This window comes from Rhizobium sp. LjRoot258, assembly GCF_964254185.1.
Lineage (GTDB): Bacteria > Pseudomonadota > Alphaproteobacteria > Rhizobiales > Rhizobiaceae > Rhizobium.
Genome location: NZ_CAXUST020000001.1, coordinates 2,789,267 through 2,807,861, shown reverse-complemented (window position 1 = coordinate 2,807,861; position 18,595 = coordinate 2,789,267). Strand labels below are relative to the sequence as shown.

Genomic DNA, 18,595 nt, shown 5'->3' with positions numbered 1-18,595 from the left:
CTATCCTTTGCGGGAGCGGGTCACGCCATCGATGGCTGTGAGGTCGGTCCGCGGGCTTATCAGTTGGCGAAGCGGCGCGAGCGCGCGATGGATCCGAATGGCGATCGGCATCCTGAGATGCGCCACCGCCGACGGATTGCTCCAGGCCGTCTTGATCGCTCCGCAGATCGACCGGTCTTTGATGTTCTGTACGAGGATGAGGAAGGCGCGACCTCGGCGGAGGCTTCGTTCGCGAAACTCCTGTGCGGCTGCCGCCTCCGCATCCAGCGTGTGATCTCGAAGGAAGGTCTTATCGCCCTCGATCATGGCGTCGATGTGATGAAGGGCAAGAACGCGTGAAATCGATCCCTCACGGATCTGATAATCGTAGCCGGCGATGGGCTCGATCACGCAGCGCCCACCAAGCGCCATGGCCGAGGCGAGGAACAGATAATCCTCGCCGACTTTCAGGGCTTCGTTGAAACGAAGCCCATGTCGTTCGATGAAAGCATGCTGAAAGATTGGCTTGAGATAACCAAAGTTATGCGTTGTCTGAAACAGGGCATTCGATTGTATGAATACGGGAAGCGTCAACTCGGGCGTCTGCGCCAGCGATTGCTCGGTAAACATGATCTCCGGCGGCGTGCCGTCGGCGCGAATGACGCGGAGATTGTCGACGGCGATCTGAGCATCAGCCTTCTCGGCGCGACCGATCATGCGCCCTAGTCGGTCCGGTTCGACGGTGTCGTCGGAATCGAGCACGGCAAGCCAGCGGCCGGTCGCGGCCGACAGGGCCGCATTGCGCGCTGCCGCAGGCCCGCCGTTGCGGGCAAGCGCCAGCAGCTTCACGTTTCTGTCGGCGTAGCTTTCCGCAATGGTTCTCGTCTCGTCCGTCGAGCAGTCATCGGCGACGATCACCTCGACCGAAACACCCCTTTGTGCAAGCGCGCTATCGATCGCCTTGGCGAGCGTCCCCGCCGCATTGTACGCGGCGACGATGAAGCTGACATCGGGCTGGGTTTGCGTCATGCGGCCTCCGCCGTTCCATACTGACGGATTTCACGAACGCCCAACAGACCGCTGACGACCCCGGTATGCATGAGGCCGCGAAGGGCGTAGCGATACCGAGGAATCGGGGAAAAGATGCAAGCAAGCGCCGCGCCATAGCAGAAGACTGCCTTGACGACGGCAAGGCCGATCTGCTTTAGCCGCTGCAAGCCGATGTTCTTCTCCTGGAGCAGCCGCCCATGTGTCTGACCGAAGCGGAAGCGGCGCTTGGCAAGCCAGGACAAGCCAGCGCGGCTTTCGGTTACCGGTTCATAGACATAAGCCTCGGGCGCAAAGGCGATCCCGCCGCCATCGGCATGCATGTGGCTGAAAAATTCGGTGTCCTCGCCACCGGTGCGTCCAAGCGCCAGGTTGAAGCGACGCCCGGCCACATGAGGCGAATCAAGGCGAAGGAGGACGTTGCAGGTGTAACCGGTGCGGATTTCGCCGCCGACCCAGACGGGCAGGGTCGAGTGGAAGTCACCCTCGCGCATCCAACTCGGCGCCGTGGAGGAATAGACGCTGCGGACAGGGCCAAGCACGGCATCCGCCTTGGTCTTCCTGGCCGCGGCAAGCAATTCCACCAGCCACTCCTCGCTGGCGTCCTCATCGTCGTCGATGAAGGCCAGGAAGTCGCCGGTCGCATTGTCCAGGCATGCGTTGCGGGCAATAGAGATGTTCGATGCCGGGCAGTGCACATAGGCAATCTCATGCGGAATGGTCGGGCGAAGCGCATCGATCCGTTCCCTCGCACTCGGAACCTTGTCGTTGTCGGCCACGATGATCCGCAGCTTTGCCCCTTCCGGCACGGCGAGGACCGCAAGCGAAAGCAGCGCTTCGTCAAGCGAAGCGCGGCGGTAGGTGCAAACGCCAATATCGATCAACATGGGTTTCGCATCGTTCATGAGGAGACCTTTCTGCCGCGGAAGCTCAGAAGCTCCATCCAGAAACCGGCTGACCAGGCGAAGTGCATCACCATTGCCGAAACAGCAGCGAGCGGGCCGTACGGGTTCCTGTGGCCGATGGCCATCCAGAAGCCGTAACCGACGCACGCGACAGCCCAGAGGCTGAACGGGATGACGGCCGCCCAGTTCAGAACGGCGAGAAACGCGCCGATGAAGACAGGCACGACGAGCAGCGGAAGCATCTGCCGAAGATTGGGCATGCTGCCGTGCTTGAGAATGTTCTTTGCCCGACCCCGACCATAACCGAGGTATTGGCGAAACAACGTCGAGATGGTCGAGCGCGGATAGTAGGTCATCCGGGTCTTGTCGGTCATCCAGATACCGAAGCCGCCCTGCTTCAGGCGGTAGTCGAGTTCGGCATCCTCGTTGTGGCTGAAGGTCTCGTCATAGCCGCCCACGGCATCGAAGGCCGCGATGCGCATCAGTGCGTGGTGGCCGTGATTGGTCCAATGACCCTTTGCGCCTTCGCGATGCTTGGAGCCGCCGTTCCCGAGCTTGGAGTTCTGAGCAAAGGCCGTTGCCTTCTGGAAGACGCCGAAGCCGACGGTTTCCATTGCGACCACGACGGAGTCCGCCTGGGTCAGCACGGCCTCCTGCACAAGGCTACGGCAGTAGTCGGCTGGGTAGTCGCCGTGCGCGTCGATGCGGATCAGGTAGTCGTAGTCACGGCCAAAGGTCTGGACAGCGAGATTGATCGCCGCGCTCTGGATCCGCCGCGGATTGTGCAGCAGCACGACGCGCGGATCGGCGGCGCTGATGCGAGCGACGATTTCGCGTGTCGCGTCCGTACTGCCGCCGTCGGCGACAACGATCCGGGCATTCATGTGATCGAGCTCGAGGCTCAATTTGGCGAGCAGAGCCTCGATGTGCTTTTCTTCGTTCAGGCAGGGAATGATGATGAGACTGGAGACGCTGGCACCGGCATCAGGCTTCATGGGTGTCCACCCTTCTGGAGATACGCTTGTGGGAACAGTTGCCCCGGCGCCGCCCCTCTCTGCGGCTGTCGGAACAAGGCGGGAAAGGTTTGCGACGAGCGCAGCGCAATCGCTGCGGTCGGCAAGCCAGGTCTTGCGATCCTTGGCGGCGACGGCCTCGCTCAACGCGCGGTAACGATCGCCGGTCATGCTTTCGAACAGGTGCTCGAGCTGCGAAACGCTCGCTTCCGCAAGCGCAAGGCCGATGTCGCGGGTCTCAAGGAAGCGTGCCGTCTGCGTGCCTTGCAGCGCGATCGGGACAGCGCCGTAGAGGCAGCCCTCATAGAGCCGGTTTGGCAGGAGCCAGCTCGAATTGAGGCCCTCCTCGAAGAAATCAATGGCCCAGGAGAAATGGACCTCGTCGTAGATCGCCCGCAAATCTTCCGGGTTGCGATAGGCGCCTTCGAAACGAAGGTAAGGCTCGTCGCGCACGAAGGCGTCGAAATCCTCGAATTCGGAGTAGGCGGGACGGCCGCGCAGGACGATCTCGACCCTGCCTTCCATGCGGCGCGAGAAATCGGCAAGCAGGCCGAGCGACTTGCGGCAACGAAGTGCGCCGAACCAGCCAATCTTCCACGGCTCTCCGGGTTGCTTCAGCGGGCGGCTTAGTGCCCGCTCGATGGCTGCCTCGTCGAGGGCAATCACCTTGTTTTCGATCAGAATCGTCTCCGCTTTGATGCCGGATCGGGGACTGAAATAGTTCTCTATGAAGGCCGGAGAGCTCGTCAGGATCAGCTTCGCATCCTTGCCGAAATGCGCCTCGGCACGCCGGATCGCAATCCCCACCAGATCGTCGCGCAGCAGAAGGCGATGGATGTCCAAGCATTCGTACACAACAGGAACGCTGCCACCGAAGAGGGCGCTTGCCCTATGCGCGACGGCCAGCGCTTCCAGATTGCGTCCGATGATGAGGTCGGGCTTCTCCACGTTCTTCAACAGAGCCTTGAGACCGGTCACGGCCTTTGCCACGGCGCACATGCGCTGCGCAAACCTGGCATCGGTCGTGCGGCCGAGTTCGATCGGCCTGACCCCATGCACTTCGGCAAGCCGGTTCTCTCCGCGGCGAAAACCGGCCAGCACGACGTCGGCGCCCCCCTCGCGCAGCATCAGCACCCGCCGCCGTACGGCAGGGTCTGCCAGATCATGCACGAGATAGAGCACCTTGAGCATCGATATTCCTTTTTGTGTGCCGGCTTCCGCCGCGCTTGTTGTCTGCGGGATGCTGGTCAGTTGAGCGTGCATGCGATCGATTCAGGGAACTGGCACTTGTCGCCAAGCGCGGTGAAGGCGACGCGATCGACGCTGAGAACGGCTGGCTTCTTGTAGTCGAAGCGACCCATCCAGTTCGACAGTGTGTCCGAACCCCAGAGGCTGAAGAATATCTTCTGCGGGTTGGACGGTATCTTCGACGGATCGGTAACGTCCTGAACAAGCTTGCCGTTCAGGTAGTAACGCAGGCGATCCTTTTCCCAGATGAAGGCATAGTCATTGAAGCCCTCGTCGGCCTTGCTGCCGACCGGAACGAGCTTCTCGTTATCGCCCTTGGCCTGCACGTACTGGTTCACCTGGACTTCGCCGGTGTTCTTGCCCAGGACTTCGAAGTCGATCTCGTCGTGCTTCTGCTTGTCGGCAGGGCCGATGTAGGTGAAGAAAGCGGAATTCAATCCGGAGCCCGTACCGGCCTTGATGCGGGCTTCATAGGTGCCGTAGCTGTAGCGCTTGGTCGTCTGGATCTCGCCACACACGTAGTTGCGGTCCTTGGACTTTCCGTCCGCGAACGAGAGCTGCAGGGCACCGTTGTCGACCTTCACCTGGTCTTTCGACCAGGTGCAGTTCTGATGGGCGCCGTTGTTCCAGCCGTCCGACACGTACCAGAAGCCGCGGTTGATCTTGTCGAAGTCGTCCACAAAGGACTTTCCGGGTGTCTGTTGTGCCGAAGCCGGCAGTGCTGAAACGCAGGCTGCCGCGATGGTCAGAAGGCTCAGACAAAGTTTTCGCGCATGGGCGATTTGGGTCGTCATGTGTCACCTTTGCTGTGTAACGAGTTTGGGAGAGACGTCGTGGGGCGAGGACGGCGTCGCGGACCGCTTGGTTCGGCCGCCCGTCAGAATTGCGTAGATGCGTGGGAAATTCTTCCGACACAGTCCGTTCGAAAAGGCTAGAAACGGAAACACCAGGGCGAAAGACAGGACGAAGAAGAGTGGATAGAAGCTCACATCCGCCTTGCCCCACAGGATCCATAGAAAGACGAGCAGCGGGTAGTGGGCGCAAAAGATCCAGAAGCTCAGGCTTCCGGTTTTCGCAAGCCGTTGGCCGAGTTGCGTCTTGATCAAAGGAGCCGACAGCAGCCAGAAGCCGAGTGCGCCGACGATTGCCAGCGCATTGCGGAAGAATTGCACCCAGTCCGGCAGGGAAGGGCCGGTGAAGAAGATCGCCGTCGCCAGAAGTGCCGAGGCGGCGAGCAGCAGGAAGACGCCAATCGGGGCGAAGCGATCGAGCGCCCTGAGGTCGAACTGCTGCAGGGCAATGAAGATGCCGAGACTGAAGCTGAAGAGGATCGAGCGCTTCAGAACGATGTAGATCGACAGCTCCGGAACCAGCGCGATTGCCAGCAAGGCGGTCAGCGTCAGAATCGGAGCGCGGCTGATCAGCCACGCGAGGATCGGCGAAAGCAGGATGCAGACGAAAAGATCACGCAGGAAATAGAGGGGCACGTTGGCCGGAAAATCCTCCACCGCCAGCACTTGCGTCATCAGATCGCGGCCGGACGCGTTCAAAGGGTCGGGCAGATAGCCCTCGCCAACCCCGAGGCTGGTGGCCAGGACGATCGCCGCGATAAACGCGCAGTTCCAAAGCAGGAACGGCAAAAACACCGTCTGCACCTTCGTGCGCACGGCTTTCTTGTAACTGAAGTTTTCCTGTCCACTGCGAAACAGCAGATAGCCCGAGATCGCGCTCAGGCAGGGAACGCCGACGCGAAAGAGCGCCTCCGTCAGGAAAACCCGGATCCAGTCAAATGCGCCGTAGGTCCCGTCGTAGGGACTGCTGGCGGCGTCGAACGGTATATGGACGAACACAATGCCCGAAATGAGCACGATGCGCATCAGATTGATCCGCGACGATACGTTCGCATCAACATTCACGTTATCAGTCACCCCTTTTGGGCCGCACCTCCCCTTGCGACCGTTTTCAATCAGAGCAGACTCGAGCCCGCACGCCGAAGTTAGGGCGGATTCACGGAAGAAAATATGGCAGTGCAGCAAAAAGTGATCGGGGTCCCACTTCGTAACAGTCGTCCTGTCCTGGCTCAGTATGGGAAAAAGCCTATATGTCGGCCTGCCTGAATCGTCCCGAACGTCAACGACAGCAGTGTATTTCATAACATGATGATATTCATCAATTTCTGGCTATTTCCCTCGCCACGCAGGGCAAAAGTTTTTGTTGACTGGTGAACGATTGTTACAAGGCGGGGCTGACGAACCGCTCCGATCGTGGCCGAATTGCGACCGGCGACCGGGCAGCAGTTTCGTTTCGATACGATCGGCTCTGGTGCGATCTACCAATCCGCTTTGACAAACTTCGGCCGAAATGAACGTCATCCTTTTGCAGTGCAGCAGACTTGCTTGGCTTTCAATCACCCCTAGATGCGCTGGGGTAGAAACATCACTTCGCGTATCTCAAGGAGAGTATATGGCGGCCTTCACGATCATCATCCCCTTCTATCAGCGTGAGGACGGCATTCTTAGCCGCGCCCTGGCGTCGGTCTTCTCGCAAAGCTTCAAGGATGTTGATGTCATCGTCGTCGACGACCAGTCACCACGCTCCCCCGATGCGGACCTGGCTCGCCTGTCGGAGAAGGACAGGGCGCGCGTCACGGTGATCGCTCAGCCCAACGCTGGGCCAGGGGGAGCCAGAAATACCGGTCTCGATCATGTGCCGGAAGCGACGCGGTATGTTGCCTTCCTCGACTCCGACGACGTCTGGACACCCGATCATCTGGCGAATGCGGCCAACGCGATGGAAGCTTTCGGTGGCGACTGCTACTGGGCGTCGATCGAAGGGGGCGAGGAATTCGACTATCATTTCGGTATCGCCGCGCTCGAGAGAGAAGACGGGGCTCGGCGTCTGCTGGACAGGCCGCTGATCCTCGATGTGCCGGATCTCGCCGGCGTCATGCTGAAAAACTGGGCCTTCCTGCACATGTCCTGCATGGTCATCGGCCGACCGCTGTTCGAAAGGGTTCGTTTCGACGCGGCCCTGCGCTTGGCGGCCGAGGATGTCCTGTTCTTCTGCGATTGCATCATTGCGGCGAAACAGGTGCTGCTTTGCGCAGAGCCGGGGGCGCTGCGCGGGGAAGGCATCAACATCTTCCACGGCGTCGACAACGCCTCACCGGAGTTCCTCAAGCAGCAGTTCATCACCTGGATGGCGCTTGACCAACTGGAGAGCCGCTTCTCTGGCAGGCCGCAGGAGGTCGAAACGATCAAGGCGCACAAGAACACCGCGCGAAAGCAGGCGATCTGGAGCCAGATCGGGCTTCTGCGTCGCCGCAAGAAGCCCGATTTCAAGTTGCTCGCACGCTGGGCAGCGCGCGATCCCCGTTTGCTTCAAAGCGCGCTGCAGCTGGCTGCCGGCAAGTTCTCGAGATAGTCGAGCCCCGGCTACTTGGCCGGGGCGCTCAGAAGATATCGCAAGCCATTGCCCTGCGCGGTGACGGAGACGCCACCGGGATTGCGCATCCGCTCCGTCTTGTCCATCAGGATGCCTGCTGCGACAGACGGGAACGCCGCAGGGTGCGTTGCGATGTGGGCGATTGCTGCCAGCGGGCCTGATTGCGACTTGATGTCGAGGAACCGCCGCAGCTCATATTTGCCGCGCACATGCCGCTCATGCCGACGCACGGCTTCTGCGGCCTCTGGCGTCAATCTCGATGACGTCAGGAGCGCGCGATCGGCCTCGTAAAGGCGGCGAAGATCGTCGGTGCGGTGGGTGCCGCTGAGCGAATTTCCGCGCACGACAGCCCCGTAGCCGCAGCTGTGAATCACCTTGTAGCGCGCGCCGAGCGCCAGGGCGCGGATGTAGAGGTCGTAATCCTCTCCAAGCCGCATCTCCTCGCGGTAACGCAAGCCATGCTTGTCCAGGAAGGCCCGGCGCATGATCGGCTTGAGGAAGCCGATCTCGCCGCGGCGGACGCCACGCTTGGAAATGTTGCCATCGACAAAGGTGGGCAGGTCGAGGAAAAGCGGACTTTCGGAAAATTGCTGGAGCCGCTGGGGCGCCTGGCTCGCCGTATCAGCGTCGACGAAGGCGATGTTGTCGGCAACAAACTCCCAGTCGTCTTCCGCGAGCATCCGGCGAAAGCGTCCATCGAAGAAGAAATCGTCCGCATCGAGGATTGCGATCAGGGGTGCCGAAGAGATGTCGATGGCGTGGTTTCGGGCGCCAGACGGCCCTTTGTTCTGGTCGAATCTGACGACATTCAGCCTGCCGCTGGCGTCATCCGCACGTCTTGCGGCCTCTGCCGTGCCGTCGCTGGAGCCATCGTCGACGACGACCACTTCGGCCACTTCCGGCTCCCGAAGGGCCGATCTAACGGCGGTTTCGATGGTGTCCGCTGCGTTCTTGGCAGCGATGATGACGCAAATGCTTGCGGTTTTTGCCACGCTTTACCTCCGTTGTTTCTCCCAACAACTAGGACGTCAAGATGTGGCGGACAACGGTCGGCTGTTCAAATGATGTTACGAACGGGGGCTGCTTTCCATGTTGGAGAGCGACAGCAGCGCCGCGAATCGCAACGCTTAGCGGTTGAAGGGTTCAGAGCCGTTGAACGGCCTGACAGGCAGCTTTTCGGCCTCTTCGCGCTTCACTGCGGGGCGGCTCGTGCGGCTGCGGGCTTCCTTCCAAACGAGGTATAGGATGCCGCCGAAGTAGCCGGTCTGAAGCAGGACGGCACAAATCGCCGTCTTGATCGCGGTGCCGGTCAGAGAACCACTCAGCCAATACGTCGCAACAGCAAATACGGCCAATGCGCCGAGCATGCTGAAGATAACGCGAGGTGCATACATCGTTGCCTCCTCCATCGGAGCTTCGTTCAACGAACAATCATTGAAGACGAAAGCGCCACCAGGATCCTTCCTAGGGATAATGTTTTACAGGACTTCCTGTTTGAACTGAAGCTCTGGAGACGTTTTTTGCGTCTGCGAAATGGGTAGTACAGCGACGATCTTAAGGGTTTCTTCCGGCTATTGGTAAAAATGCCACGTGCTGCCACCGTTCCATCGGATTCGCGAAAGATGATTAAAAAATATTGCATCCATCTTTGGTTGCGCGCAATTGGGCAATACACGTATCCATTAGTGCCACAATGTCGGTCATACGGGGTGGGTCCGAGCGGTTGTCCGTTCAACTTTTATTACAAAGTTTTAAATTCAATCGGTTAGCTTTTGCAGTGCAAAATTGATGGTGCAATGCAATAAACGGGGTCTTTCGACAAATACAATCCGCGGCCTTTCCAGAAGCCGCCAATGCAAACCACCAATTGTCGGCACCATGCCCGAAGGACCTAGACTTCAGTATCTTTCGTGCGCATAGCAATGGCCGAGACTTTTATTGGTACACGCAGAGATTATTTCCAGATCGCCAGAGAATTGTATAGCTGTTTCAGCAGAAACTTAAAAACAAAAAAGTTGAACGGCGGCTACAAAAACACGTCGTAAAGCCCCGGTCTTAAAATTGTGGCTTAAAAAAACAAAATCACCTCATACACTTCGAATTCGTCAGCGCCAGCTAAGTGGCCTGAGCCTACCCGACCAAACGGCAAACATAAGTGGAGTTACCTCTATGAAGTCTGCGACGAGATCGGACAGTTCGCCATTTTATGGCGTAGTTCATCAGAGCGTGTTTCCGCCGACTGGCGGGATCGCAAAACGGGCATTCGATATGTCCGCCGCCTGCCTCGGGCTCATCTTTCTGAGCCCGCTTTTTTTGATGGTGATGTTGCTTGTGAAGCTTTCCGACAGGGGGCCGATCTTCTACGGGCATCGCCGCATCGGCCATAATGGCCAGGAGTTCCGTTGCCTGAAGTTTCGGACAATGGTCACCAATGGTGACAAGGTTCTGCAGGAGTACCTGCGCAACAATCCGAAGGCCATGGAAGAGTGGCGTGCAACGCGCAAGCTGCAGGACGACCCCCGGGTCACTGCCGTCGGTGCCGTTCTACGCAAGTTGAGCCTTGATGAGCTGCCCCAGCTCTTCAATATCATCCGCGGCGAAATGAGCGTCGTCGGTCCGCGTCCGGTCGTTCGAGACGAACTCGAAATGTACGAGAATGCGGCCGTCTATTATCTGCAGTCCCGCCCTGGCCTGACGGGCCTCTGGCAGATCAGCGGACGCAATGACGTTTCTTACGCAACCCGCGTCGCCTTCGATACGCACTATGTCGAAAACTGGTCGCTGGTTCGGGATGTCGTGATCATCGCACGCACAATCCCGGCGGTATGCGCTCAACGCGGCAGCTACTAAGCCGCATCTCAAAACCCAAAGAGTACTGCGCGGCAACGCCTTGCGGCTTGTCGTGCTGAAACACGGGGAAGGTACATGGAAAAACGCTTTCTTGACGGCAGGGCCGCACGACGTCGCACGCTAAGATCCGGTATTGTTTTCGCAGCCGGATTTGGTGCTTTTCTGGCGTCGTCATCGCTTGCTTTTGCCGACGACTACCGTCTCGGCATCATGGACAAGCTGAAGATCCGGGTGGCCGAATGGCAGACCGCGGATGGCAGCATCCGCGACTGGTCAGTCGTCAGTGGGGACTACACGGTCGGGCCTTCAGGAAGCATTTCCCTGCCTTTCGTCGGCGATTTGCCTGCATCGGGCAAAACCACCGACGCGATCGCCCAGGAGATCGGTTCGGCTCTGCAGAAGCAATTTGCTCTGAAGGACCGGCCGTCCGCCTCGGTGGAATTGTCGGAATTCCGGCCGGTTTATCTGTCAGGCGACGTCGAAAAGCCCGGCGAATACCCGTTTGCGCCCAATCTCACGGTCGTAAAGGCCGTGAGCCTTGCCGGCGGTCTGCGCCGTGCGGATGCCGGGCAGCGGTTTGCGCGCGACTTCATCAATGCCAAGGGTGACGCTGTCGTCTACATGGCCGACCGTGCACGCCTGCTGGTGAAGCAGGCGCGGCTGCGCGCCGAGACCGCGGGCCAGGACACGATCGAAATGCCGAAGGAGCTTCAGGACAAGCCGGAGGCTAAGGCCCTGCTTGACAGCGAAACGGCTCTCCTGAACACGCGCAAGAAGCGGCTGACGCTGCAGCTTCAGGCGCTTGCTGACCTCAAGCAACTGCTGCAAAGCGAAGTCGAGACTCTTGCCAAGAAGACCGAAACGCAGACACGGCAGCTGCAGCTCGCAACGGAGGATCGCGACAAGGTCGAAGATCTTGCCGAAAAGGGTCTTGCGCTCAGTGCCCGCAAGATGGCGGCCGAGCAGCGCGCTGCCGATACCGAGGCGACGCTCCTCGATATCGATACCAATTCGCTGAAGGCCAAGCAGGATATCAGCAAGGCCAATCAGGACGAGATCACGCTTCGCAACGACTGGGATGCGCAGCTTGCCCAGGAACTTCAGAATGCCGACGCCCAACTCGACGAACTCAATCTCAAGCTGAACACCAGCAACTCGCTGATGTCGGAAGCCCTGACGCAATCGACTGATGCGGCACGCTTCGACACGACGAGCGGCGCTGCCAGCATTGCCTATTCGATCATCCGCGAGGTCGACGGGAAGGCGAAGGAGATTCCGGTTCAGGAAAACACAGCCTTGCAGCCCGGCGACCTGATCAAGATCACCGCCGGATTGGCTATGAGATAACGAGGCCGCAATGCGGATCGCAAAATCGGTGCTCATCCAGCCAGGCGGGAACGCGGCCTATGCCATCCCCGCCGTGGCGCTGTCGCTTTTTTGCTTCGCCTACTCGATCAAGTTCGGGCAGGCGGCGATCCTGCTTTACTATGCGCTCTGGCTGCCGCTCATCGCCGTTGACTACAAGAAGGTACTCGGCAGCCATGGTCGCTACCTCTGGATCTATGCCTTTGCGGCGGTTGCCTTCCTGTCGGTCTTCTGGTCGGCGGTTCCCAGCATTTCGCTACGCGCCAGCATCCAGTATCTGACGCAGGTCATCTGTGCCCTGATCGCGGTGCGGGTGCTCGATGTGAGAACCCTGACGGTGGGGATGGTCGCGGGCGTCGGGATCGTTCTCGTGTACTCGCTGCTGTTTGGCTACTACGAGTACGATCCGCTGGATGGCACCTTCAGTTTCGTGGGGGCCTTCGCCTCGAAGAACCAGCTTGGCTTTTATGCGTCGCTTGGCCTGATCGTCGCTTTTGCGGCTGTCTTCATCTTCGGTGAGAGACGCCTCTGGATGGCGGCTTCGGGCGTGGTCGGGCTGCTATCGGCCTACTGCCTCATCGCCTGCCAGTCTGCGACGTCGGTTTTGACGACAGCCGTCGTGATCGCCCTGATGATGGGACTGCGCGTCGTCCTCGCACTTGCCCCCGACCATCGCAAGCTGCTGGTGGTCGGCGGCGGCGTCGCCGTGATCGTCCTTGCCGTTGCTGGTGTCTATCTGGGGGCGGTCGATGCCGTTCTCGGCATCTTCGGCAAGGATTCCACGCTGACCGGGCGTACCTATCTATGGCAGCAGGGGATCGAGGCGGCCAAGCAAAACCCGGTATTGGGAATCGGCTACCAGGCCTATTGGGTCCAGGGCTTCTCCGAGCCGGAGCGGCTGTGGGAAGAGTTCTTCATCGGATCGCGCAGCGGCTTCCACTTCCACAACACCTACATCGAAACGGCCGTCGAGCTGGGACTGGCGGGCGTCATCGTTCTTGCCGTCATGTTGTTGCGGATTCTGTGGGGGCACTTGCGCCGGGTCATCGAGGATTTCAGGAACGATGAATCCTATCTGCTGTTTTCGATCGCGGTGCTGCTGACGATCCGCTCCTTTGTCGAGATCGACATTCTGACCCCATACAACGTCGGAACGTTTCTTTTCTACTTTGCCGCCGGGAAGCTGGCGATAGCGCGCCGCCAACCGGCGGTGAGCTCATGGCAACGACAGACGTCGCCAGAGCCCGTCACTCAATAACGTCATTGCATTTTCGACCGGCGCTCGACCGGTCTTCCGAGGAATCCGGATGAAGACACTTTACGGCATCCAATATCTGCGCGCCTTTGCGGCACTTGCCGTCGTGGTCTTCCATGCAGCGGAAAAGTCCGGTGAGCATTTCGCCATTGGCGCTGCCGGCGTCGACGTCTTCTTCGTCATCAGCGGCTTCATCATGTGGGTCATCAGCGACCGCCGATCGATGACGCCGCAGGGATTCCTGCTTGATCGCATTCGTCGCATCGCGCCGTCCTACTGGCTGGTGACGAGCGTGATGATCGCCGGCGCGGTGATCGGCCTCTTCCCGAACCTGAAGCTCACTGGCGCCCATATCATTGCCTCACTCTTCTTCATTCCTGCCCAGTCGCCGAGCACCGGTGATATCTGGCCGGTCCTCGTTCAGGGTTGGACGCTGAATTTCGAGATGTTCTTTTACGTGTTGTTTGCCGGTGCGCTCTTCCTGCCGCGTCGCTGGCGGTTGGCCTATCTGACGGTCATCTTCGGTGGCTTTTTCCTTGTCGGCCTTCTCTTTAAGCCAGCATCGCCCGTGCTCAGCACCTATACGCGGCCAATCATTCTGGAATTCCTCGGGGGTGTCTTCCTGGCGGAACTGTGGATCCGACGCTGGATTGCGGGCACCAGTCTGGGGCTAGCTTGCGTCGGCGCATCGCTCTCCGGCTTTGCCACCATCTTCCTGATCGGAGCCAATTTCGATGAAGCGATCTGCGGGCCGCTCGCCATGGCGCTGGTCTACGGCATGGTGTCCCTCGAGGCGGGTGGCAGCATAGGCCGCGTACCGCTTCTCACCTATCTCGGTGATGCTTCCTATTCGATCTACCTCTGGCATACGCTGGCGATCTCCGTGATCGTCAAGGCTGCAGGCGCATTTGGGCTGTCGGCAACGCCGACGATCGTAATCGCCGTCATAGGAGGCACGATCCTCGGAGCCGCAGCCTACGAGCTTGTCGAGAAGCCGCTCCGGAAGATCCTGTCGTCAGACCTGCTCAAACAGAACGCGGTCGAGCGGCGCCCTTCATGAAGAGGTTTCGGTGGCAGCTTCCTCGGAGGGCGGCGCGGTCTCGGTCTGCGCAACTGGTTTTCGCCGGCGCGCGCGCAGCACGACGTAGAAGACGGGTGTCAGGAACAGGCCGAAAATCGTTACGCCAAGCATCCCTGAGAAAACGGCCGTTCCGAGCGATTGACGCATTTCGGCGCCGGGGCCGGTGGCGATCATCAGCGGCACGACGCCGAAGATGAACGCGAAGGCGGTCATCAGGATCGGCCGCAGACGGAGGTGACTGGCCTCGATGGCGGCCTCGACCGCCGATTTGCCCTCGTCCTGCGCCTGTCTCGCGAACTCCACGATCAGGATGGCGTTCTTGGCTGCCAGGCCGATCAGCACGATCAACCCGATCTGCGTCAGGATATTGTTGTCCATCCCGCGCAGGTGAACGCCGATCAAGGCGGCCAGGATCGCAAGGGGAACGATCAGGATGATGGCAAGCGGCAGGACCCAACTTTCATACTGCGCCGACAGTGCCAGGAAGACGAAGACGACCGACAGGGCGAAGATATAGATCGCCGTGTTGCCGGTGTTGCGTTCCTGAAAGGCGATTTCGGTCCACTCGAAGGTTGTTCCCGCTGGCAGTAGCTGCTTGGCAAGGCCTTCCATCTTGTCCAATGCAGTGCCCGTCGAAACGCCGGGGGCGGCATTGCCCTGCACGGGTACGGACACGTACATATTATAGTGCTGGACGAGCGAGGGGCCGCTGGTGTCGCGGATATCGACCAGCGTGCCAAGCGGGACGAGTGCGCCGGTGGCGGATCTTACCTTCAGGGCGAGGATGTCGTCCCGCTCGACGCGATATTGTTGGTCGGCCTGGGCCCGCACCTGGTAGACACGCCCGAAAGCATTGAAATCGTTGACATAGGATGTGCCGAGATTGATCGACAGCGTATCAAAAATGTTGGAGATCGGTACGTTCAGCGTACGCGCCTTGTCGCGGTCGATTTCGAGGAAGTACTGCGGGCTGTTGGCGGAGAACGTCGTAAAGACGCCCGTCAGGCCCTCTGTCTGGTTGGCCATGCCCATCAGCTGGTAGGCGACGCCAAGAATGCGGCGCATGTCGGAGCTTTCGCGATCCATAAGCTGCATCTTGAAGCCGCCCGCATTGCCGATACCGGAAATCGGCGGCGGCGGGATAGCGATGATGAAGGCTTCCTGGATTGCCTGCAGGCTCCCGTAGAGTTGTCCAATGATCTTGGACGCCGTCTGCCCGTGCTCCAGGCGGTTTTCGAAGGTGTCGAAGGCAGCGAAGACGACGCCGGAGTTGGAGGCATTGGTGAATGTCGCGCCGCTGAAGCCCGAGAAGGCTACGGCATTCTTCACGCCTGGTGTGTTGCGGATGATTTCCGAAGCGCGCTCGATAACGGCGTCGGTGCGGGAAAGGGCTGCACCGTCCGGCAGTTGCACGACGACAATGGCGTAGCCCTGGTCCATCACGGGGACGAAGCCACCCGGAACGATCCGGCTCATATAGTATGTCGCGCCGAGCAGGCCGACAAAGACGAGCAGGGCGAGCAATCGTGCGGCGACCGTCTGCACCGTGTGACGGACGATCCATGAATAGCCCGCACTCAACCTGTCGAACCCTTTGTTGAATCCGTTCGCAAGAGCGCTTCCGAAACGCGCAATCGGATTGCGACGCTTCTCATGCTCCTCGTGGGGCTTCAACACCAGTGCAGCGAGGGCCGGCGAGAGGGTCAGTGAGTTCAGCGCCGAGATTGCGGTGGCCACCGAGATCGTCACCGCGAACTGGCGATAGAACTGACCCGAAATGCCGGGGATGAAGGCGGTCGGCACAAAGACGGCGATCAGCACGAGCGAGATCGCGACGACTGCCGTGCCGACTTCGTTCATCGTCACATGCGCGGCCTCCCGCGGTGTCATTCCCTTTGCCAGGTTGCGCTCGACATTTTCGACCACGACGATCGCGTCGTCGACGACGATGCCGATTGCCAGCACCAAGCCGAACAGCGTCAGCATGTTGAGCGAGAAGCCGAAGGCGAGCAGAAAGGCAAAGGTGCCGATCAGCGAGACCGGGATGGCGACGATGGGGATGATTGCCGTTCGCCATGACTGTAGAAATATGAGAACCACGATGGCGACGAGCAGGGCGGCTTCAGCGATCGTCTTGTAGACCTCGTTGATCGATTCCGCGATGAATTCAGTCGGGTTGTAGACGATGTCGTAGCTGAGACCTTGCGGGAAATCCTGAGCGACGGTGTCCATCGTCCTCTTGATTTCGGCTGCGGCGGCGAGCGCATTGGTGCCGGGACGCGCGAAAATGCCGAGCGCGACGGCCGGCTTGCCGTTCAGATAGCTATTTGTGACGTAGTCTTTGGCGCCGAGTTCGATGCGGGCGATATCCTGCAGCTGAACGAGGCGCCCTTCCGCGGTCGCCTTGACGATGACGTAGCGGAATTGTCTTGCATCCGAGAAGCGTCCCTGGGTCGTCACCGTATATTGGAAGGCGTTGGTGCCGGCAGCCGGCGGTCCGCCGATCGAGCCGCCGGAAACCTGCACGTTCTGTTCTCGCAGCGCATCGACGACGTCGCTCGACGTCATGCCGTAGGCTGACAGTTTCTGCGGATCGAGCCAGATGCGCAGCGAATACTCGCGCTCGCCGAACAGGATGACGTCGCCAACGCCATCAAGGCGAACAAGCGTGTCGCGGATGCGTGTGCGCGCGTAGTTGGAGACGTAAAGCTGATCGTACCGAGAGTTCGGGGACAGCAGATGCACCACCATCATCAGGTCGGGCGAACTCTTTGCCGTCGTGATGCCGATGCGCCGAACCTCTTCGGGAAGGCGTGGTTCGGCGATGGCAACGCGGTTCTGGACAAGGACTTGCGCCTTGTCGAGGTCCGTGCCGAGTTTGAAGGTCACGGTCAGTGCCATCGAGCCGTCAGCGGTCGAATAGGAGGACATGTAAAGCATGTCCTCGACGCCGTTGACCTCCTGCTCGATCGGTGTCGAAACGGTATTGGCGATCGTCTCGGCATCAGCGCCGGGATAGGAGGTGCGGATAACGATGGTCGGTGGCGCAATCTCGGGGTATTGCGCCACGGGTAACTGAAAATAGGCGATGCCGCCGACGATGAGCAGCACGATCGAGAGCACCGACGCGAAGATCGGGCGGTCGACGAAGAAGTGCGCAAATCTCATCGGCTGAGCTCCAGGCCGGCGGCTTCTGGCGCAATTTCCTCGCGGCTTTGCGGAAGCTCGACCACCTGCGGCGTGACCTTGGAGCCTGGGCGTGCCCGCAGGAGGCCATTGATGACGATCGTCTCGTTGCCGTCCATGCCCTCACGGATCACGCGATAACCATAGAGGCGCGGGCCGGGGCGCACAGGCTTTGCCGTGACCGTTCCGTCATCTCCAACGACATAGACGACGCGTTGGTTCTGGTCCGAACCGATCGCCTCGTCGGGGACGAGGATCGCCTTGTAAACGTTCGATGCCTCGACGGACACCCGACCGAATAGGCCCGGTTGGAGCACATAGTTCGGGTTGTCGAAGCGAGCGCGTATGCGCTTCGTGCCGGTCTCGCTGTCGATGCGGTTTTCAGCGAAGTCCAGCTTGCCCTTGAATGGCTTTTCGTTCGAATCCGTGATCCTTACCTGGACCTCGACGCCGCCGCCGCCCTCCTGCAGATCAACCCCGCGCTCGCGGGCAGTCTGCGCGAAGTTAAGAAGGCGGCGCTCGTCGACGTCGAAGTAGAAGTCGATCGGATCCACCGAAACGATGGTGGTCAGCACCGATTGGTCGGCCTGGACCAAGTTGCCGACGGAGATCAGCCGGCGGTCGATGCGCCCGCCGATCGGGGCCGTGATCTTCGTATATTCGAGGTCGAGTGCCGCGCGATCAGCCGTCGCTTGCGCGCCGCGGACGTTCGCCTGTGCCGAAACCCATTCGCGCCGGCGGTCGTCAAGGATCGATATCGACTGGCTGCCGCTCGTCGCCAGGCTCTCGGCCCGCTTGAACTGAGCCTCGGCGTAGACGAGCGTGGACTTGGCCACCTCCAGTGCCGCGTTCGCTTCGTTCAGCGCGGTGTTGAACGGCCTCTGGTCAATGACGAAAAGCAGATCGCCCTGCTTGACGAGTGCGCCGTCGGTGAAATGCACTTCCTGCAGGTAGCCCCCGATACGCGAGCGCACCGATACCTGATCGACCGGTTCGAAGCGGCCAATGAATTCGTCATTGTCGACGACATCGCGCACGACAGGTTTGGCGACGGAAACGGGCGGGGGGGAGGCTGGCTGCTGCGCCATCGCCGCGTTGAACGGCAGGAGAGCCAAGGTGCCAATAGTGAGCAGACGTCGAAGCGAGGAAGGCATGGCGGTTTCCTTATCCGGACGGCCGCAAGCGCCGCCGTCGCTTATGCTGATGTGATGCGGTTCATGTC

General features: G+C 60.0%; 14 protein-coding genes and 1 pseudogene. 5 read left to right on the top strand and 10 right to left on the bottom strand.

Annotation, left to right across the window (positions count from 1 at the left end; translation table 11 throughout):
* The 6 genes and pseudogenes from ACSQ9D_RS13875 to ACSQ9D_RS13850 form a co-directional block, all read right to left on the bottom strand.
* Positions 1–1,008: a glycosyltransferase family 2 protein gene (locus tag ACSQ9D_RS13875; RefSeq protein ID WP_436282700.1), complete on the bottom strand. Its 1,008-nt coding sequence runs from the start codon at positions 1,006–1,008 to the stop codon at positions 1–3.
* A complete protein-coding gene (locus ACSQ9D_RS13870; protein ID WP_436282699.1) occupies positions 1,005–1,931 on the bottom strand; it encodes a glycosyltransferase in 927 nt (308 codons plus the stop codon). Before ACSQ9D_RS13870 ends, ACSQ9D_RS13875 begins: the two co-directional genes overlap by 4 nt.
* The gene (locus ACSQ9D_RS13865) at positions 1,928–2,926 is read right to left on the bottom strand and encodes a glycosyltransferase family 2 protein (RefSeq protein WP_047521033.1); all 999 of its coding nucleotides are present in this window, start codon (positions 2,924–2,926) and stop codon (positions 1,928–1,930) included. Before ACSQ9D_RS13865 ends, ACSQ9D_RS13870 begins: the two co-directional genes overlap by 4 nt.
* Positions 2,927–2,992: 66 nt before the next feature.
* Positions 2,993–4,135: pseudogene (locus ACSQ9D_RS13860) on the bottom strand (glycosyltransferase); the annotation flags it as partial.
* 56 nt (positions 4,136–4,191) lie between these two features.
* Positions 4,192–4,986 carry a glycoside hydrolase family 16 protein gene (locus tag ACSQ9D_RS13855; RefSeq protein WP_436282698.1) on the bottom strand — a complete coding sequence of 265 codons (795 nt, stop codon included), beginning with the start codon at positions 4,984–4,986 and terminating at the stop codon, positions 4,192–4,194.
* Positions 4,987–4,989: 3 nt separating this feature from the next.
* Positions 4,990–6,108: an acyltransferase family protein gene (locus ACSQ9D_RS13850; protein WP_436282697.1), complete on the bottom strand. Its 1,119-nt coding sequence runs from the start codon at positions 6,106–6,108 to the stop codon at positions 4,990–4,992.
* Between the two features lie 547 nt (positions 6,109–6,655).
* Between ACSQ9D_RS13850 and ACSQ9D_RS13845 the strand changes: the two genes are divergently transcribed.
* On the top strand, positions 6,656–7,615 hold the full coding sequence (locus ACSQ9D_RS13845; protein ID WP_436282696.1) for a glycosyltransferase family 2 protein: 960 nt from the start codon (positions 6,656–6,658) through the stop codon (positions 7,613–7,615).
* 11 nt (positions 7,616–7,626) lie between these two features.
* Here the strand turns inward: ACSQ9D_RS13845 and ACSQ9D_RS13840 are convergent, their stop codons facing one another.
* Together ACSQ9D_RS13840 and ACSQ9D_RS13835 are read right to left on the bottom strand one after the other, a co-directional pair.
* Positions 7,627–8,628, bottom strand: a complete 1,002-nt coding sequence (locus tag ACSQ9D_RS13840) for a glycosyltransferase family 2 protein (protein ID WP_436282695.1) — start codon at positions 8,626–8,628, stop codon at positions 7,627–7,629.
* Positions 8,629–8,763: 135 nt separating this feature from the next.
* Positions 8,764–9,030 (bottom strand): exopolysaccharide production repressor protein, encoded by a 267-nt coding sequence (locus tag ACSQ9D_RS13835; RefSeq protein ID WP_037120891.1) that lies wholly within the window; start codon positions 9,028–9,030, stop codon positions 8,764–8,766.
* 775 nt (positions 9,031–9,805) lie between these two features.
* On the opposite strand from ACSQ9D_RS13835, the gene ACSQ9D_RS13830 reads away from it, so the two are divergent.
* From ACSQ9D_RS13830 to ACSQ9D_RS13815, 4 genes are all read left to right on the top strand, one after another.
* On the top strand, positions 9,806–10,486 hold the full coding sequence (locus ACSQ9D_RS13830; RefSeq protein WP_024317323.1) for a sugar transferase: 681 nt from the start codon (positions 9,806–9,808) through the stop codon (positions 10,484–10,486).
* A 75-nt stretch (positions 10,487–10,561) separates the two neighbouring features.
* Positions 10,562–11,833: a polysaccharide biosynthesis/export family protein gene (locus ACSQ9D_RS13825; protein ID WP_436282694.1), complete on the top strand. Its 1,272-nt coding sequence runs from the start codon at positions 10,562–10,564 to the stop codon at positions 11,831–11,833.
* Between the two features lie 10 nt (positions 11,834–11,843).
* Positions 11,844–13,109, top strand: a complete 1,266-nt coding sequence (locus tag ACSQ9D_RS13820) for an O-antigen ligase family protein (protein WP_436282693.1) — start codon at positions 11,844–11,846, stop codon at positions 13,107–13,109.
* Between the two features lie 49 nt (positions 13,110–13,158).
* Positions 13,159–14,166, top strand: a complete 1,008-nt coding sequence (locus ACSQ9D_RS13815; protein WP_436282692.1) for an acyltransferase family protein — start codon at positions 13,159–13,161, stop codon at positions 14,164–14,166.
* On the opposite strand, the gene ACSQ9D_RS13810 is transcribed toward ACSQ9D_RS13815, so the two are convergent.
* The gene (locus ACSQ9D_RS13810) at positions 14,161–17,355 is read right to left on the bottom strand and encodes an efflux RND transporter permease subunit (protein ID WP_436282691.1); all 3,195 of its coding nucleotides are present in this window, start codon (positions 17,353–17,355) and stop codon (positions 14,161–14,163) included. The two genes, ACSQ9D_RS13815 and ACSQ9D_RS13810, sit on opposite strands and share 6 nt — an antisense overlap.
* Positions 17,352–18,527 carry an efflux RND transporter periplasmic adaptor subunit gene (locus ACSQ9D_RS13805; RefSeq protein WP_436282690.1) on the bottom strand — a complete coding sequence of 392 codons (1,176 nt, stop codon included), beginning with the start codon at positions 18,525–18,527 and terminating at the stop codon, positions 17,352–17,354. Before ACSQ9D_RS13805 ends, ACSQ9D_RS13810 begins: the two co-directional genes overlap by 4 nt.
* Positions 18,528–18,595 lie beyond the last annotated feature (68 nt).

Excerpts from the sequence above, each read along its gene's own strand:
- ACSQ9D_RS13870 (WP_436282699.1), bottom strand. The coding sequence starts at position 1,931 with ATGAACGATGCGAAACCCATGTTGATCGATATTGGCGTTTGCACCTAC.
- ACSQ9D_RS13865 (WP_047521033.1), bottom strand. The coding sequence starts at position 2,926 with ATGAAGCCTGATGCCGGTGCCAGCGTCTCCAGTCTCATCATCATTCCC.
- ACSQ9D_RS13825 (WP_436282694.1), top strand. The coding sequence starts at position 10,562 with ATGGAAAAACGCTTTCTTGACGGCAGGGCCGCACGACGTCGCACGCTA.
- ACSQ9D_RS13835 (WP_037120891.1), bottom strand. The coding sequence starts at position 9,030 with ATGTATGCACCTCGCGTTATCTTCAGCATGCTCGGCGCATTGGCCGTA.
- ACSQ9D_RS13820 (WP_436282693.1), top strand. The coding sequence starts at position 11,844 with ATGCGGATCGCAAAATCGGTGCTCATCCAGCCAGGCGGGAACGCGGCC.
- ACSQ9D_RS13830 (WP_024317323.1), top strand. The coding sequence starts at position 9,806 with ATGAAGTCTGCGACGAGATCGGACAGTTCGCCATTTTATGGCGTAGTT.
- ACSQ9D_RS13805 (WP_436282690.1), bottom strand. The coding sequence starts at position 18,527 with ATGCCTTCCTCGCTTCGACGTCTGCTCACTATTGGCACCTTGGCTCTC.
- ACSQ9D_RS13855 (WP_436282698.1), bottom strand. The coding sequence starts at position 4,986 with ATGACGACCCAAATCGCCCATGCGCGAAAACTTTGTCTGAGCCTTCTG.
- ACSQ9D_RS13815 (WP_436282692.1), top strand. The coding sequence starts at position 13,159 with ATGAAGACACTTTACGGCATCCAATATCTGCGCGCCTTTGCGGCACTT.
- ACSQ9D_RS13875 (WP_436282700.1), bottom strand. The coding sequence starts at position 1,008 with ATGACGCAAACCCAGCCCGATGTCAGCTTCATCGTCGCCGCGTACAAT.
- ACSQ9D_RS13845 (WP_436282696.1), top strand. The coding sequence starts at position 6,656 with ATGGCGGCCTTCACGATCATCATCCCCTTCTATCAGCGTGAGGACGGC.
- ACSQ9D_RS13810 (WP_436282691.1), bottom strand. The coding sequence starts at position 17,355 with ATGAGATTTGCGCACTTCTTCGTCGACCGCCCGATCTTCGCGTCGGTG.